This is a genomic window from Enterococcus sp. 22-H-5-01 (assembly GCF_050310005.1).
GTDB classification, from domain to species: Bacteria; Bacillota; Bacilli; order Lactobacillales; family Enterococcaceae; genus Enterococcus_A; species Enterococcus_A hailinensis.
This window is the reverse complement of record NZ_CP189993.1, coordinates 49355-66664: the sequence shown is the minus strand read 5'-3', so window position 1 is coordinate 66664 and position 17310 is coordinate 49355. Positions and strand designations below refer to the sequence as shown.

Annotated in this window: 15 protein-coding genes; 5 read left to right on the top strand and 10 right to left on the bottom strand. The window is 39.6% G+C overall.

All coding sequences use genetic code 11. From position 1 onward, the window contains the following. Positions 1-14: 14 nt before the first annotated feature. From ACQKTA_RS00330 to opp3b, 8 genes are all read right to left on the bottom strand, one after another. Entirely contained in the window at positions 15-1214 is a 1200-nt protein-coding gene (locus ACQKTA_RS00330) for an ABC transporter permease (protein ID WP_427813790.1), read from the bottom strand. Further along, on the bottom strand, positions 1211-1897 hold the full coding sequence (locus tag ACQKTA_RS00325) for an ABC transporter ATP-binding protein (protein WP_332580735.1): 687 nt from the start codon (positions 1895-1897) through the stop codon (positions 1211-1213). The genes ACQKTA_RS00330 and ACQKTA_RS00325 overlap by 4 nt, the downstream gene beginning before the upstream one ends. After that, positions 1898-3100: an efflux RND transporter periplasmic adaptor subunit gene (locus ACQKTA_RS00320; RefSeq protein WP_427813789.1), complete on the bottom strand. Its 1203-nt coding sequence runs from the start codon at positions 3098-3100 to the stop codon at positions 1898-1900. Next, positions 3101-3580 (bottom strand): hypothetical protein, encoded by a 480-nt coding sequence (locus ACQKTA_RS00315; protein ID WP_427813788.1) that lies wholly within the window; start codon positions 3578-3580, stop codon positions 3101-3103. It abuts the gene before it with no gap. A gap of 257 nt (positions 3581-3837) precedes the next feature. Then, positions 3838-4794, bottom strand: coding sequence for an ABC transporter ATP-binding protein (locus tag ACQKTA_RS00310; RefSeq protein ID WP_427813787.1), 957 nt, complete (start codon positions 4792-4794; stop codon positions 3838-3840). 30 nt (positions 4795-4824) lie between these two features. Next, positions 4825-5871, bottom strand: coding sequence for an ABC transporter ATP-binding protein (locus tag ACQKTA_RS00305; protein WP_332580731.1), 1047 nt, complete (start codon positions 5869-5871; stop codon positions 4825-4827). A gap of 7 nt (positions 5872-5878) precedes the next feature. Continuing rightward, a complete protein-coding gene (gene opp3C / locus ACQKTA_RS00300) occupies positions 5879-6913 on the bottom strand; it encodes an oligopeptide ABC transporter permease (RefSeq protein WP_332580730.1) in 1035 nt (344 codons plus the stop codon). Further along, complete coding sequence (gene opp3b, locus ACQKTA_RS00295; protein WP_427813786.1) at positions 6913-7854, bottom strand: oligopeptide ABC transporter permease; 942 nt, start codon at positions 7852-7854, stop codon at positions 6913-6915. Before opp3b ends, opp3C begins: the two co-directional genes overlap by 1 nt. Before the next feature lie 161 nt (positions 7855-8015). On the opposite strand from opp3b, the gene ACQKTA_RS00290 reads away from it, so the two are divergent. Continuing rightward, entirely contained in the window at positions 8016-8360 is a 345-nt protein-coding gene (locus ACQKTA_RS00290; protein WP_407854853.1) for a DUF3899 domain-containing protein, read from the top strand. 84 nt (positions 8361-8444) lie between these two features. Here the strand turns inward: ACQKTA_RS00290 and ACQKTA_RS00285 are convergent, their stop codons facing one another. Continuing rightward, positions 8445-10109, bottom strand: a complete 1665-nt coding sequence (locus ACQKTA_RS00285) for a peptide ABC transporter substrate-binding protein (protein ID WP_427813785.1) — start codon at positions 10107-10109, stop codon at positions 8445-8447. Between the two features lie 644 nt (positions 10110-10753). On the opposite strand from ACQKTA_RS00285, the gene ACQKTA_RS00280 reads away from it, so the two are divergent. From ACQKTA_RS00280 to leuD, 4 genes are all read left to right on the top strand, one after another. Further along, the gene (locus tag ACQKTA_RS00280) at positions 10754-12268 is read left to right on the top strand and encodes a 2-isopropylmalate synthase (RefSeq protein WP_427813784.1); all 1515 of its coding nucleotides are present in this window, start codon (positions 10754-10756) and stop codon (positions 12266-12268) included. A gap of 63 nt (positions 12269-12331) precedes the next feature. Further along, the gene (leuB, locus tag ACQKTA_RS00275; RefSeq protein WP_427813783.1) at positions 12332-13393 is read left to right on the top strand and encodes a 3-isopropylmalate dehydrogenase; all 1062 of its coding nucleotides are present in this window, start codon (positions 12332-12334) and stop codon (positions 13391-13393) included. A gap of 27 nt (positions 13394-13420) precedes the next feature. Further along, positions 13421-14794, top strand: coding sequence for a 3-isopropylmalate dehydratase large subunit (leuC, locus tag ACQKTA_RS00270; RefSeq protein ID WP_427813782.1), 1374 nt, complete (start codon positions 13421-13423; stop codon positions 14792-14794). Next, positions 14794-15378, top strand: coding sequence for a 3-isopropylmalate dehydratase small subunit (leuD, locus tag ACQKTA_RS00265; RefSeq protein WP_427813781.1), 585 nt, complete (start codon positions 14794-14796; stop codon positions 15376-15378). Before leuC ends, leuD begins: the two co-directional genes overlap by 1 nt. A 48-nt stretch (positions 15379-15426) precedes the next feature. On the opposite strand, the gene ACQKTA_RS00260 is transcribed toward leuD, so the two are convergent. Further along, positions 15427-17193 carry an ABC transporter ATP-binding protein gene (locus tag ACQKTA_RS00260; protein WP_427813780.1) on the bottom strand — a complete coding sequence of 589 codons (1767 nt, stop codon included), beginning with the start codon at positions 17191-17193 and terminating at the stop codon, positions 15427-15429. Positions 17194-17310 lie beyond the last annotated feature (117 nt).

Below are 17310 nucleotides of genomic sequence, written 5' to 3'. Positions count from 1 at the left end.
GTTCCAACTTTTTTTTATCTTAAAATATCGATCAAATCTTTTTTTGCTGCTTCGGATGCTGGCATAACAGAAAAGAGTAAACCAATTCCGCTGGAGACACCAACCGCTAAACAAACGGTAAATAAATCTACCGAAACATGGATATCCATCACACTGCCAATAGCATAAGCGACTAGCATTCCTAATAGATAACCAATGATTCCGCCGACTAAGGTCAGCGTCATCCCCTCTAATAAAAACTGGAGACGAATCGCTCCTCGTGTCGCTCCTAAAGCTCGTCGAATCCCGATCTCTTTCGTACGTTCTGAAACAGAGATATACATCATATTCATTACACCAACTCCTGCAATAAATAAAGAGATTCCTGCTACAGCACTAATAAAGAGTGTAATACTACTCAAGACATTACTGATGCCATCTGTCATCATCGCCATATTAGAGACTTGGTATTCTCCCTGTTGACGCATCGCACCACTTGCTTTCAATTTATTAATAGCTTTTTCAGCAGTTTTATTTATCTTGCTGCCGTTGGCCAAAGTCAATACCACAGATCCAGTATTTTTTTCATTACCGAAAAAGTGCGTATAGGTCTTTCGCGGGATTTGGACTTTTGTAGCGCCGACTGAAAACATGGATTCCTCCGCGCCAGCCGGAAAAACACCTACGATCGTAAAGACTTCTTGATCGATTTCGAAACCACGTCCCACGGCTTCACTTGCTGTCCCAAAAAGTTCTTTTGCTAACGAGGCATCCAATGTCACAACTTTATTTTGTGTTTGATTGTCAAAAGCCGTTAGCGCCCGACCGTGACTAACTGCTTTACCTTTTTTGGTAACTACCCCAATACGAGTGCTTTTAGTTTTTTCTTTTACAGGGATGTCTTTATAGATGTAAGTCAAATCCGTTTTAGGATATGAGACTTCTTCTACTCCGTCAATTGTTTTCAACAAACTAAAATCAGAACTTTGGATCAGATCAAGATTTGATTCATACAAATTATTATTATTAGGAACAAAATCGATATTAACTTCTAACTTATCTGATTCCTCTGAAGTAAGACTTTTGATCGTATCGCGTTCAAATCCACGACCGATCGATAAAATCGCAATCACAGCCGCGATGCCAATGATAATTCCAAACATTGTTAAGGCACTTCTTTTTTTATTCTTGAAAATCGATCTTAATGAAGAACGCCAATTCACATAAAATTTCATGCTTCAATCACCGCCCGATCTTCAATAATTGCGCCGTCTCTGATTTGAACAAGTCGCGTACAGTAAGGAACGACTTCTGGATCATGGGTCACTAAAAAGATCGTGACTTGATCTTGGCGGTTCAATTCCTTGAACAATTCCATGATGTCGTTGGAGGTGTGTGTATCCAGTGCCCCTGTTGGTTCATCTGCAATGATAAACTTTGGTTGGTTGATCAATGCTCGGGCAATCGCGACACGTTGTTGCTGCCCGCCAGAAAGTTGACGAGGATGTTTTTCTGCTTTGTCTGCTAAACCAACTTTGGCTAACACTGCCATAACTTTTTCTTTGGTTTGATGGAAACTGTAGCCATTATATAGCAAAGGCAGCTCAACATTTTCGTAGACGGTATAATTTTCGATCAAACTGAAGTTTTGAAAAACAAATCCAACTGTTTGATTTCGAATTTTTGATAACCGATCATCTGTTGTCGTAATAAGATTTTCTCCTTCAAAGAGATATTCACCTTCAAATTTCGTATCGATAAAACCTAAAGTATTGATCAAAGTCGATTTCCCACTACCTGAAGGGCCCATGATCGCAATCATCTCACCAGCATCGGCGTAAAGATTGATGTCTTTCAATACATGCAAGACTTCCTCATCATTCCGATAATATTTATTGATCTGTTTTAATTCGATCATTTAATCCACCGCCAATTCCTGACCATCATGTAACGTCTTATCAGGATTTGAGATTATCTTGTCTCCTTCTTTAAGACCTTCTTTTAAAATCACGTAACTTCCTTGATTTTCAGTTTTGATCGTCGCTTCATGGACTTTGCCTTTACGATAAACAAAAACATATTCTGTATCGCCAGTAGTCCGAATCGCTTTTTTAGGAATACGAATCTCATCGAGTGGCAGAACTACTTGGACATTGTAGCCATAATGCAACGTTTCCGTTGGTTTAACACTAAAACTATAATTTGAGATCGAAGAAGCAGCCGTTGTTGTTGCATTTCCAGTGGTCTGACTAGCTTGATCAGGTAATTGGTTAACATGCGTGATCGTTCCTGCAATTTCTTGATTCGTCGTCACTGGTTTGATCGTTACCGAAGCATCTTGTTTTACTTGAGGATAATCATATTCAGAAGCGGTTGCTTCAACAGTGACTTCATTGCTGACTACTTTTACAACTGGAACGGTCGCGTCATTTTTGCCTTTTTGATCGACATAAGCAATTCCTTTTGACGTACTAGTTACGACGGAACTTACTTTATTTCGGACGGTATCGACACTTTGATTGGCCGAATTTAATTCTACATTCGCACTTTCTAATCCTTGTCGCGCTTGAACGACCGCATCTTTTGCACTATCTAATGCTGTTTCATACTGATCTTTTTCTTGTTTGTACTGCTCTTTTTTAGCTGCGCCTTCCTCCGTGTTTTCATTCGTATTATTATAATTATTGATAGCGGTATTCAATTGTTGCTGAACTTTTGCCTGTTTATCTTGAGCAATCGCCAGCATCTCTTGTGCGTTCGTCACCGCGAGATTCAATTTATCTAAATTACTACTTTGTTCCTCAGCTTGAGTTTCATATTCTGTATTGGTATAGCTCAACAAAGTTGTTCCTTCAGCTACTTCTTGACCATCCTCCACATTGATTGTTGAAATTTTCCCCAACGTTTGATCTAAATAATAATCCTGCGTATGTGTCGCTTGGACGATTCCGTTGAATGTCAGCGGATCCGTTTTCTTTAACGTAACCGTTTGAAATTTATTTTCGCTCGTCTTACTTGGCTTCATTTGTTGGAAGACAATAATTCCGATCACTAACACCAATGCAATGATTCCGCCAATGATACTCCAACGAATTTTTTGTTTTCTCGTCATTTTTTTCATTTAAGCTACCTCTACTGGTTCTGCTTTGAATAAATGGACGATTACGATTACTGCTGGAATCAAGAAAATCAATTGAAAAATCAGCGTAACGATCATCATGATCAATGAAACATTCGCACCTTCAACTTGCATCGTCGGTTGCATCAATTGATTGATCAATAGCCCGACCAAACTCCATATGATATAGACATAATAAGGAACCTTTGTTGGAAGCGATTCATCTGCTAATTTTTTATTGGCTTTAAAATAAAAGACCAGTAAGCCAATCGTGACGATCAGTGAAACGATCGAGAAAATTTTTGTGAAGGGACTATTCAGATAATCAAACATTTCTTGACCATAGTCGCCTAACATTTTGTAGTCACTAAGTTTTGGATTCAATGATTTGGGTAAGCCAATAATCCCAGTAATCGTTGAAAGTATTCCTAAAATAATCAAAATCATATTCCATGTCTTTGCTTTTTTCAAATGCTTTTCCATTTACTCACTCCTAAATAATTTTATTTAATGAAAACAAACTCCAACCCTAAAGTGATCTCATTAAATTAGTCCAAGTATACTCAAATTTGATTATCTTTTAAAGTAAAATTGGAAAATAAAATTTTTTTGGTCATTGTTATTTTTTAAATTGTTTATAAACAAAAGAAATAACAAATATCTATTTATTTAAATAAACATTTTAAGTTATTTAAAATAAAAAAAGCTATGACTCAGGCGTCATAGCTTTTCTCTCAAATTTAACTTTTAACCAACAATTTTTCACTTTTTAAGTGTTCTAATTTTTTCTTATAGTAGGCCACTTCATCTTCTGAAGAATAAATATAATGTCCAGGACCAATCTCTCGCAATGTTCGAGTCTTGCCATCATGTGGTTCTGTTTGATATTTGATCCGGCGGCGTTGACGTTCATGGTCTGGATCGGGCATCGGGATCGCCGACAACAAACTCTCCGTATAAGGATGGACACCAAAATGATAAATTTCTTCACTATCGCCAACTTCTAATAAGTGCCCATTGTTCATAACACCGATTCGATCACTGATATGTTTTACCATCGACAAATCATGAGCGATAAACAGATACGTCAAGTTTTGTTCTTTTTGCAAATCTTGCAGCAAATTCACGACCTGTGCTTGGATCGATACATCCAAGGCTGAGATCGGCTCATCACAAACAATAAAGCGTGGACGAACAGCTAGTGCACGCGCGATACCGATCCGTTGGCGTTGTCCACCTGAAAATTCATGAGGATAACGCGTACCGTGGCTTGGATTCAACCCGACCGTCTCTAATAATTCATTGACGATCTTGTCCCGCTCTTTCGGCGTACTAGCTAATTTATTGACATCAATACCTTCAGCAATGATATCTTTTACTTTCATCCGCGGATTCAATGAAGCATACGGATCTTGAAAAATCATTTGAACATCGCGGCGGAATTTGGTCAATCCAGCTTTCCCGTGGATTTTCGTGACATCTTCCCCGTCAAATAAGATTTCCCCCGCTGTTGGTTGATTTAAACGAATGATCGAACGACCTGTCGTTGATTTTCCGCTACCTGATTCACCAACTAATCCAAAAGTTTCGCCTTCATTGATGTAAAAGCTGACATCGTTAACTGCTCGAACCTCATTTTTTGTACCAGTATTAAAATACTGTTTTAAATGATTGACTTCTAATAATCGTTTCTCCATGTATAGTCCCCCGTTTTTTTCTCACTTTGTTTAAGCAGAATATTGATTTTGCTTTTTGCGGAAAATATCCCAACGTCTTTGGATCTCAGCCGGAGGTGTTACTTTCGGAGCTTGTGGCGCTAACAACCAAGTTGCTGCTTTATGCGTCTCTGAAAGCTCAAAGAACGGCGGTTCCATCTCTGCATCAATTTTCAAAGCAAATTCATTCCGAGGATAAAAGGCATCCCCTTTTGGAGGATCTAATAGATCCGGCGGTGAACCTGGGATCGCATAAAGACGATCATTTTCACTATCTAATGTCGGCATCGAACCTAATAATCCCCACGTATACGGATGTTGCGGATTATAAAAAATTTCTTCTGCTGTACCGACTTCAATAATTCTACCCGCATACATAACTGCTACCCGATCCGCTACGTTCGCCACAACACCAAGGTCATGGGTAATGAAGATGATCGATGTTTCAATTTTTTCTTGGATTTCTTTTAGTAATTCTAAAATTTGAGCTTGGATCGTTACATCTAAAGCCGTTGTCGGTTCATCTGCAATCAAGATTTCAGGATTACAGATCAAAGCGATCGCGATGACGATCCGCTGACGTTGCCCCCCCGAAAACTGATGAGGATAATTTTTAAGTCGTTTTTCAGCATCGGGAATCCCGACCAGATTCAGTAGATCCAGTGCAGCTTGCATGCCTTCCTTTTTTGAAACCTTTTTGTGTTTACGCAATGACTCCGCTACTTGTTTTCCGATCGTCATAGTAGGATCCAATGACGTCATCGGATCTTGGAAAATCATGGCGATTTCGCGACCACGAATTTTTTGCATTTCTTTTTCAGTTTTATCAACGATATTTTCACCTTTGAATAAGATATCTCCTTCATCGATGTTGGCGTTACTAGACAACAATCGCATGATCGTTCGAGTAGTAACAGATTTTCCGCTACCTGACTCGCCAACGATTGCCAATGTTTCACCCTTATTCAAATCGAAATCCACACCACGAATTGCTCGCACTTTTCCGGCATAGGTATCGAATGAAATATTTAAATTTTTCACTTCTAAAATTTTTTCCATAAATTCTTCACTCTTTCATTTTCGGATCGAATGCGTCACGTAGACCATCGGCTAACAAGTTAAAGCAGATCATGATCAATGAGATCGTCACGGCTGGTATCCATAATAAGTATGGCAAGTACAAGAACGTTTTGTATCCGTCGTTCAGCAATGTACCTAGTGACGCAGCCGGCGGTGTCAAACCTAAACCAATGAAACTCAAGAATGCTTCGAAGAAAATTGCTGTCGGAATACTAAACATCATTTGGATGATGATAACACTGGAGATATTTGGAATAATGTGTTTCAGTGAGATTTTCCATTTCGATTCACCCAGAGTCATACCTGCTAAAACATATTCTTGATCTTTTAGCTTGAGGGTCTGGGCTCGGACAATTCGGGCCATTGGTATCCAGTTCGTAATAGCCATTGCAGCAACGATCGAGAAGATCCCTGGTTCAAAGACGACCAACATCAAAATCATTACTACTAAGTTGGGAATCCCAGAAAGAATTTCCAAGAAACGTTGCATTGCGTTATCGACTCTGCCGCCTAACATACCGGAAATTAATCCGTAGGCAACGCCGATCGTGATATCAAACAATGCGGCAATAAAAGCAATCAATAATGAAATACGTGTTCCCATGAATAGGCGACTCAATACGTCACGGCCTAATCCGTCTGTTCCTAACAAGTAATTCACGCTGCTAGGCACATCTGCTTGCGCATATTTATCAACTAATTCACCAGCGACCATTGTTTTTCCGTTTAAACCATTGATGTTCAAGCCCGGAACTCGAGGGGGTAAATTGATATAATCAACGTTTTGTTTCGTTGGATCTTGTGGAGAGACAAAGATCGTTGCGATAGATATTACGATAATAATCGCCAAAACGACCATTGATATAACTGCCGCTTTATTCTTTTTCAAACGACGCCAAGAATCTTGTAAGAAATTCAGGGAAGGTGCGGCGATCTCCTCGCGTTCTGCTTCCGTATTTTTTTGTAAGGGTTGAAATTCATCAGCGGGAATATCAACGATTGAAGGATATTTTATTTCCATTAACTCTTACTCCCTTCTGACAGACGGATCCGAGGATCCACAAAACCATAAAGTAAATCGACGACCAAAATCACGAAGACCAACATGAATGAATACAAAATCGTAACAGCCATGATTGTTGGATAATCATTAGTCATGATTGATTTAACAAATTGTTCCCCGATACCAGGGATAGCAAAAATATTTTCGACAACTAATGAACCCGTCATCAACGCAACGGCTAGTGGCCCTAACAAAGTCATTAAAGGAATCAAACTATTACGCAAGCCATGTTTAAAGGCGATTTCCCAACGGCTTAATCCTTTCGCACGTGCTAACTCCACGTAATCACTGTGCAAGACTTCTACCATTTCCGTTCGAATGAAACGCGCGGAATCGGCTAACGGCGACATCGCCAATGCGAGAGTTGGTAAAATCGTATAGGCAAACCCTTCCCATTTAGCAATCGGTAAAATACGCAATTTCATTGCAAAGATATATTGTAATAACACAGCGAAAACGAAGTTAGGAATTGAACGACCTAAGATCGCTACTAATGTTGCCAATGTGTCTGCCCATGAATTTTGTTTCATTGCAGAAATCGTACCTAAGACAATACCGACAAACGTTCCGAAGATAATTGCTTGCAAGCCTAATTGTAATGATGGTCCGATACGGCCAGCCAATAAAGAAGCAACTTCTTGGTTTTTGAATTGGAACGAAATTCCAAAGTTTCCTTGGACCAGGTTCGTTAGATAGACCCAATACTGAACAATGATCGGTTTATCTAGACCAACTTGTTTATTCAACATTGCAATCGTTTCAGGACTTAATCGTTCTTGGTTGGTATACGGTGTTCCTGGTAGTAATTGCATTAAGAAAAAGGTGATCGTTGCAATCAACCATAATGTCACTAGCATGAAAAAGACACGCTTTAAAAAATATTTAAAATAACTGCCCATGAGGTGCCTCCTAATTCGTTTCAACGAATCCATCAAGCGACTCGTTGTTGCGTTCTTAAATTTTGACTTCTACTTTTGTTATGGTTTACAGTAGAAGAAAGTTCTAGGTAAATCGTTTTATTTAAAAAGCTTTTAAAGCCCTTAATTATTGGAGTGTATGTATGAAAAGTAAATTATTTCCCACTGGGATCGGTGGTGGACTACTTTTGATCACGATCATCTTTTCGATCATTCAAAAGCCGTTTTCACTACTCGCCTTATCAAATCGTTTATTTCTTATTGGACTACCTTTTTTGATCATTGGAATCTTGTTTTGGATTTTTTCTTCAGGCTTCTTTGATCACTTTCAACGTTCAATGCATCATGCGTTTAGCAGAAGACAAAAGAAAAAACCAGAATTTCAGTCCTTCTCTACCGTTGGACAAGGACGCTATTCTTTTTGGTTGATCATTGCAGCCATTTTGATTGGTTCTTCGATACTTTGTATTTTACTAACAATGATTTAAAAGGAAGTTGGAACGAGATTCGTTCCAACTTCTTTTTATTTGTCATTGTTTTTCTTTTAATTGATTGAACTAGCTGAAAAATACTTATTTTTCAACGTATGTCCATTTGTAATCCCATGAAGCGCCGGCAGGATGGTGAACGATGCCTTTGACTTTTTCATTGATCAAATGTGCTTCAGATAATTGATACAATGGTGCCACACCTGATTCGTCTGAGATAATTTTATTTGCTTCTTGTAGGTCTTTCCAACGAGCATTTTCATCACTTGCATCTTTATTCGCTGAATCTTCTACCGCTGTATCGTAATCTTTATTACTCCAACGACCACGGTTATAAGAATTGCCTGTTACGAATAAATCAGTAAAGCTTGAAGGGTCTGCATAGTCAGCGCCCCAGCCGCCAAGTAAGACATCAAAGTCACCTGCATTTGAACGGTCTAGACGAACAGAGAATGGTACTGGTGTTGGTTTCACTGTTACTCCTGGTAACGCTTCTTCCAACGCACTTTGCATATATTCAATCACTTTCTTCGATGAATCTGTATCAGAGGCCATCAATTCAAATGATAGTGAGTCGATATTCAATTCTTTTTTAGCTTTTTCCCAATACTCTTTGGCTTTCTTCTTATCGTATGGAGCTAAATCGCCAGCTTCTTTCGCAAAATCTTCATCCGTTTCAGGGTTTTTAGACATACCTGATGGAACTAAACCAGTTGAAACGACTGAGCCATCACCTAAGACTTGGTTTACAAGTGATTTACGGTTGATCGCGTATGAGATTGCTTTACGTAAATTTTCGTTTTTAAATGGTGAATTGTCTTCACGTTGATTGAACTCTAAGTAACTTGTACGAGCTTCTTTAAATGATTGGTATGTTGATTCATTCGCATTTTGTTGTGCTAATTCACCAGAAAGAATGATGTCGTCTGCTTCACCATCTTTAAATAAATTCAATGCAGTAGATGACTCTTTTACAACATTGACTTTGATTGAAGATAATTTCACTTCATCTTTATCCCAATAGTTGTCATTTTTCTTGTATTCCCATTCTGTATCTGTACCAGGACCATCGAAGCCTTCTAAAGTAAATGGACCATTGTAAACGGCTTTATCACTCTTGCTTGCGTAATCTTTACCATTTGCTTCGACCACTTTTTGGTTTTGTGGGAAGAATGATGGAAATGCTAATAGGTAATCAAAATAAGGCGTTGCTTTTGTTAATGTGATTTCTAATTCATAATCACCGACTGCTTTGATGCCTAATTCGTCAGGTGATTTTTTTCCTGCAGTGATATCTGCAGCATTTTCAACTGATTCAAAAAGGTAAGCATATTCTGAGGCTGTCTCTGGTTTCACTGTACGCTGCCAACCATAAACATAATCTTTTGCTGTTACAGGATCGCCATTCGACCATTTTGCGTCCTCTCTTAGTTTCACCGTGTAAGTCTTGCCATCGTCACTTACTTTGACTTTTTCACTTGCACCGGCTGGTTGAGGTTTGTTGTCTTTGTCTAGACGATAAATTCCTTCATATACATTGTTCAACGCAGTGAAACTGATTGTATCTGTTGCGACAGATAGATCGGCTGTAGGCATTTCTTGTGAAACGACCAAATTAAATGTGCCGTTATCCGATGCCTTACCGCTTGCTGAACTACTACTGTCTGTAGAAGAACTGCTTCCTCCATAACACCCCGCCAAAACGAGTCCGCAAATTGCGACAATACCATAAGCTAATTTGTTCCTCATATCCTTTTCCCCTTTTGATCAAATGATCTAAAATTTTTGATTCAATTTTCAGAATAATTACGCGTTTCTGAATATGAACAATATTTTAATCATTTATTTTTAATTAATCAAGTAATAAACACCAAAAATTCTAATTTTATTCTTTTTTTCCAAAAAATTCCTTATAATACTTGTCAAATCAACAAATTTGTCGGTATTTTTTTTTTACAGGAAAAACTAAAACGCTTTTTTTGGTTAAAAAGAACATTTTTTCTTTTTTGAAGCATTTTTATAACACGTCAATGGCAGTTGAATCATCACAAAAAAATCATAGATACCGTTTTCTATTCTTTGATCACCTATTATTCCGCCCAATAAAAGCAAAAAAAACTGGATTTATTCTCATTTATTTTTCATAATAGCATTGACATCTCACATCATTTTCTATAAGATTATAAAAAACAATTTCAAAAAAATTCTGACAATAACGGGTGGTTGCTATGAAAAAATCAATTACAACACATATCGCAACTTTATTATTATGCTAGGGACTTATTGAAAAATATTTCAATAAGCCCCTATTCGCATTGCATCGGAGAAGAAAGTGGTTCTTCTTCGATGCAATGCTTTTTTTATACCCATTTTTTGTCATAAGGAGGAAGAACATGAGACAAATCCAATTTTTCGACACCACACTAAGAGATGGGGAACAAACCCCTGGCGTTAATTTCAACACCAAAGAAAAGGTTCAAATCGCTCTGCAATTAGAAAAATGGGGCATCAATGTGATTGAGGCAGGTTTTCCTATCGCCTCCCCTGGTGATTTTGAAGCTGTCAAAGCGATCGCTGAAAATGTTACACAAATGACTGTGGCTGGTTTGGCTCGTTGCCAAAAGAAAGATATCGATCGAGTATACGAAGCATTAAAAAATGCGGTCGATCCACAGATCCATGTCTTTTTGGCAACTAGCGAAGTCCATATGAAATACAAATTGAAAATGACGCCTGATGATGTTTTAGCTTCCATCAAAGAGCATGTCACTTATGCACGGAACTATTTTGAAAAAGTCCAATTTTCTCCTGAAGATGCTTCTCGAACGGAGAAAGACTTCCTATTAAAAGCCGTTCAAACAGCCATTGATGCCGGCGCAACCATTATCAATATTCCTGATACGGTCGGTTACTCTAATCCAGCTGAATATGGCGCTCTATTTAAATTTTTGATTACGCAGATAAAAAGCGAAAAAGAGATCATCTTCTCCTCACATTGTCATGATGATTTGGGAATGGCGACTGCCAATGCGCTTGCTGCAATCGAGAATGGTGCAAACCGAGTTGAAGGTGCAGTCAACGGGATCGGTGAACGAGCAGGTAATACTGCCTTGGAAGAAGTCGCCTTAGCATTAGCAATTCGTAAAGATTTTTATCACTGTCAATCAACGATTGTATTAAACGAAACCAAACGAACCAGCGATCTTGTATCACGACTTTCTGGCATTGCTGTTCCTAAAAACAAAGCGATCATTGGTGACAATGCCTATGCACATGAATCGGGGATCCATCAAGATGGCGTATTAAAAAATCCTGAAACCTATGAGATCATCACGCCAACTCTTGTTGGTGTTTCGCAAAACTCTCTACCGCTAGGAAAATTATCTGGTCGTCATGCTTTTAGCTCTAAACTTGAAGAATTAGGTTACCAACTAACAGATGACGAAAGCAAAGAGGCCTTCAAGCGTTTTAAAATTTTAGCGGATAAGAAAAAACAGATTACGGATAACGACTTGGTTGCTTTGCTGGCTGACCAGCACCGTGAAGAGATCGAGAAATACCGATTAGCTGATGTACAAGTCCAATACATTTCGAACGGTTATCAAAGTGCGATCGTTTCGATCACTGACGAGGACAACCAAATAAAAGTAGCTTCCAAAATTGGTTCTGGCAGTATCCAAGCGATCTACAATGCGATCGATGAATTGTTCCAACAACGTCCGAAATTGACCGATTACGAGATTCAAGCATTAACTAGTGGCGAGGATGCTCAAGCGGAAGTACGGGTCACTTTGCATGATGAAAAAAGTAAACAAGATTTTCGTGGCATCGGCGTAGACTTTGATGTTTTACATGCTTCAGCTAAAGCATATGTCCAAGCCAGCAATCATTTGATCCAAGAACATTAAATTTTCGGATTAGTGAACCTCATTAAATGAATTAGTTGAGAGAAAGATAGGAGTCCTTTTAATATGAAGAAAAAAATTGTTGTGCTAGCCGGTGATGGTATCGGACCTGAAATTATGGAAAGCGGCTTGCGCGTATTAAGCGCCGTTGAAAAATATTGCGACGATGAGTTTGATTATCAATCTTTTCCTTTTGGCGGCGCCGGGATCGATAAAACAGGAGTTCCGCTACCAAAAGAAACATTAAATGCTTGCCAAGCGGCAGATGCGATTCTTTTAGGGGCTATCGGCGGTCCAAAGTGGGAAAAAGCTGCGGAAACACCTGAAAAAGGATTATTGGCTTTACGTAAAAGTTTAAATTTGTTTGCCAATATCCGGCCAGTAGCTGTTTCAGACGTGTTAGCCCCGCAATCGCCGTTAAAGCCTGAGATCATCGCCGGGACAGATCTCGTGATCGTCCGGGAACTAAGTAGCGGAATCTATTTTGGTGAACCGCGAGAACTAACACCTACGATGGCCTATGATACAGCGCGTTACCAAAAAAATGAGATTGAACAGATCCTTCATACGGCCTTCAAAATTGCAGAAGGTCGAAATAAAAGAGTTACTTCGGTCGACAAAGCGAATGTCTTAGCTTCAAGTAAACTTTGGCGCGCAACTGCCGAGGAAATCGCTAAAGAATATCCTGATTGTCAGTTGGATCATCAATACGTTGATTCTGCGGCAATGAAGTTGATCCAAAGACCGACGGATTTTGATGTAATCGTAACTGATAATTTGTTTGGTGATATCTTGAGTGATGAAGCTTCTGTCCTACCCGGAACATTGGGTGTATTGCCTAGTGCTAGTCATAGTATCGATGGCCCTTCACTTTATGAACCGATCCATGGTTCTGCCCCAGATATCGCCGGTCAAGGCATCGCCAATCCAATATCGATGATCTTATCGGTAGCCATGATGTTGCGGCAATCTTTTGCACAAGAACAAGCAGCACAACTGATCGAAAAAGCGTGTGATCACGTTTTAGCTCAAGGAATCGCCACCAGTGACTTAGGTGGAACTGCTCGTACGAAGGAATTTACCGAAGCAGTCATCCAAATATGTCAGACGAGCAGCGCAACACTTTAAACTATAGCTAAAAAGGGAGTAAGAACTATGGGAAAAACACTATTTGATAAACTTTGGCAACGACACGTCGTTTATGGTGAAGCAGGTGCTCCGCAATTACTTTATATCGATCTACAATTGATCCACGAAGTTACTTCACCGCAAGCCTTCGAAGGATTGCGGGCAGCAGGACGTACGTTGCGCCATCCTGAAAGAACGTTTGCGACGATGGATCATAATGTTCCAACTGTCGATATCTTTAATTTTTCTGATCTTGTCGCAAAAAAACAAATCGATACTTTGAAAGAAAATTGTCAGGAGTTTGGTGTTCAGCTTTGTGACAATGGCAGCGATCGGCAAGGAATCGTGCATATGGTCGGACCAGAAACTGGTTTGACCCAACCTGGAAAAACGATTGTTTGCGGTGATTCTCATACTGCAACCCACGGAGCATTTGGGGCTTTAGCTTTCGGGATCGGCACCAGTGAAGTGGAACATGTTTTTGCGACACAGACGCTTTGGCAAAACAAACCGCAAAATATGGGGATTAAAATCACAGGAACGCTTCCTAAAGGTGTTTATGCAAAAGATATTATTTTGGCATTGATCGCTAAATATGGAACAGATTTCGGTGTAGGCTATGGGGCAGAATTTTATGGTGAAGCTATTGAAAACTTATCAATGGAAGAACGAATGACGATCTGCAACATGGCGATCGAAGGCGGCGCAAAAATCGGTTTGATCGCTCCAGATGAAAAGACCTTTGCCTATGTCGCAGGACGAGAATTTGCACCAAAAGATATGCAAGTTGCGATCAATGATTGGCAAGAACTTTATACTGATGACGATGCTGTTTATGATAAAGAATTGACCTTGAATGTCGATGAACTGGTTCCTTTCATAACTTGGGGCACCAATCCAGAAATGGGTGTGCCTTTTGACGGACAATTTCCACTGATCACTTCACCCGATATCCAAAAAGCTTATGATTATATGGGCCTAGAACCAGGACAAACGCCCGCGGATATTCCAGTAGGTTACGTCTTTATTGGTTCTTGCACCAATGGCCGGCTTTCAGATCTGCAAGAAGCGGCTAAAATCATTGTCGGAAAGAAAGTCCATGAAAAAGTAACCGCCATCGTCGTTCCTGGCTCGCGGCCTGTCCGTAAAGCGGCAGAAAAAATCGGCTTGGATAAAGTTTTTAAAGATGCAGGCTTTGAGTGGCGTGAACCGGGCTGTTCTATGTGTCTAGGTATGAATCCTGACCGTGTACCAGCAGGAGTCCACTGTGCATCTACTTCAAATCGAAATTTCCAAGGGCGGCAAGGCAAAAATGCACGTACACATCTTTGCAGTCCTGTCATGGCTGCTCTAGCTGCCATCCATGGAAATTTTGTCGATAGCCGTAAGGAGGTTTTCTAATGGAAAAATTTATTCGCTACACTGGTCAAACAGTCCCATTGATGAATGACAATATCGATACGGATCAAATCATTCCCAAAGGATTTTTAAAACAAGTTGATAAAGCTGGATTTGGTAAACATTTATTTGATGAATGGCGTTTTTTAGCCGATGGTTCTCCTAACCCTGAATTTATTCTGAATGCACCTGAGCGAAAAACAGCAACGATCTTGATTGCCGGCGAAAACTTTGGTTCTGGTTCTTCCCGAGAACACGCCGCTTGGGCTTTACAAGATTACGGGTTCCATGCAGTGATCGCTGGTAGTTACAGTGATATCTTTTATATGAATGCGTTAAAAAATGGCTTGCTTCCGATAAAATTGAATCACGAAGCTCGAAGTGTATTGAGCCAACTTCCCGCAGAAGAAACGATCACGATCGATTTACCCAACCAAGAGATCCAAACTTCAGAGGCACGTTATGCCTTTCAAATCGATCCAACTTGGAAAGAAAAATTGATCAATGGTTCCGATGATATCAGCATCACCTTGCAATACGAAGATAAGATCAAAGCGTATGAAGCAGCAATGCCTAGCTATAGATAAAATAAAAAAAACCAGCCAGACAAAATTTGTCTGGCTGGTTTTTTATCTTCAATTAACAACTTGTTCTTGTACGTACTCTGCATACAATGGATGAGTTGCAATCAATTCACTGTGTGTGCCATGTCCTGTTACTTCACCTTTTTCGATGAAATAGATATGATCCGCATCTACGATCGTAGACAATCGATGCGCGATCACCAAAGTTGTCCGTCCTTCCATCAATTGATCCAATGCACGTTGAACCTTTTCTTCTGACTGTGAGTCAAGACTCGCTGTTGCTTCATCCAACATTAAAATTTTAGGATCTCGCAAGAACGCACGAGCTATCGCGATCCGTTGTTTTTGACCGCCTGACAATTTAACGCCGCGTTCGCCAAGTTCTGTCTCCAATTGATCTGGGAAATCACGAACAAATTGATCGGCGTATGCTAATTCTAAACCATGCCATAATTCTGCTTCACTCAATGTACGTTCCAATCCATATTGTAGATTGTCACGGATACTGCCGGCAAATACGGCACTATCTTGTGAGACGTATCCGATTTGTGAACGCCAATTGGCTAAACTAAGTTCATCGACAATTTCATTACCGATTTTGATCGAACCTGCTGTTGGCTCGTAAAAACGTTCCAATAAGGAAAAGATCGTTGATTTTCCGCCACCGCTAGGTCCAGCAAATGCAATGACCGTATTTGGTTTAGCTTCAAACGAAACATTTTTTAAAATTGGATGATTTTCTTCATAATGGAAAGATAAATTTTCCGCTTTGATTGTTTTACCGGAAACATCGACTGTTTTTCCAGCTTCGATCGGTTCCAGCTCGGTTTTTAAAATTTGTTCGATTCGTTCAGTCGCTCCCATAGCTTTTTGAACTTGTGAGAAGAAGGTTGCAAAACTAGCTGCAGGCATCATGATATTGAATAGATATAATAGGAAAGCAACTAATTCCCCACTAGTCAATGTTCCGGCTTGGACTCGAACAGCACCATAACCTAAAATCCCCACGAATAAACCTAACATCACAGTCGTGATAATTGGTTGAAGTAATGCCTCTACCTTTGCATCTTTGATCCCTAAACTAAAGATCTTATTAATAAATGAACGGCCACTTTCTTTTTCAAATGGTTCTCCATTACTAGCCTTGATCAAACGAATTTCTGATAATTTTTCACTTGCTTCCGCATTAAAATCAGCAGTTGCTGATTGTAATTGACGGCCAAGACGTGACATTACACGGCCAATCGGCACCATGATCAAAGCCATGATCGGTACCGCTAAAAACATCATTGCAGCCATTTTCCAGTCCATCACGAATAAAATGATCATCGAACCCACAAGTTGGATCCCGCCAGTAATAAAGTTTGGAAATTGTGTAGCGACTAAATCTTTGATTACTGTCGTATCATTCACTAGACGAGAACTACTTTCACCTGATTTATGGTCATCATAATACCCAACAGGCATTTGTAAAAGGTGTCCCCATAATTTTTCTCGTAATGTTTTAACAGCACTTTCTCCCACATAACGTAATAAGAAGCTGCCGATCGCGCCAAAAGCTAATTGAGCAACAAATGCTAAGACCAATACTGCCAACATCGCTTTATCGATTTGAGCCAGTTTGCTCGTATCGATTAAGCCTTTCGTCAATTGCGGTACGATCAAACTAGCCCCACTAGTCAACAAGCTTAAAAATAAGCCAACTCCAAATAATGTTTTCTTAGGGTTAACGCTAGTAATCAAGCGAATAAAATCTTTCAATTTGTAATTACTTTTTGTATAGGGGCGTTCTTGCTCCATTCTCATATCACGATCCATTATCGTTTCCTCCTAGTTCATAGCGACGAGAGCCAGCTCGTCAGTTTACTCATTCTGCTAATACCCAGAGACTATGACTAGCTCTTATATAGTAGAAAATTTATTTTGTTCCATTAC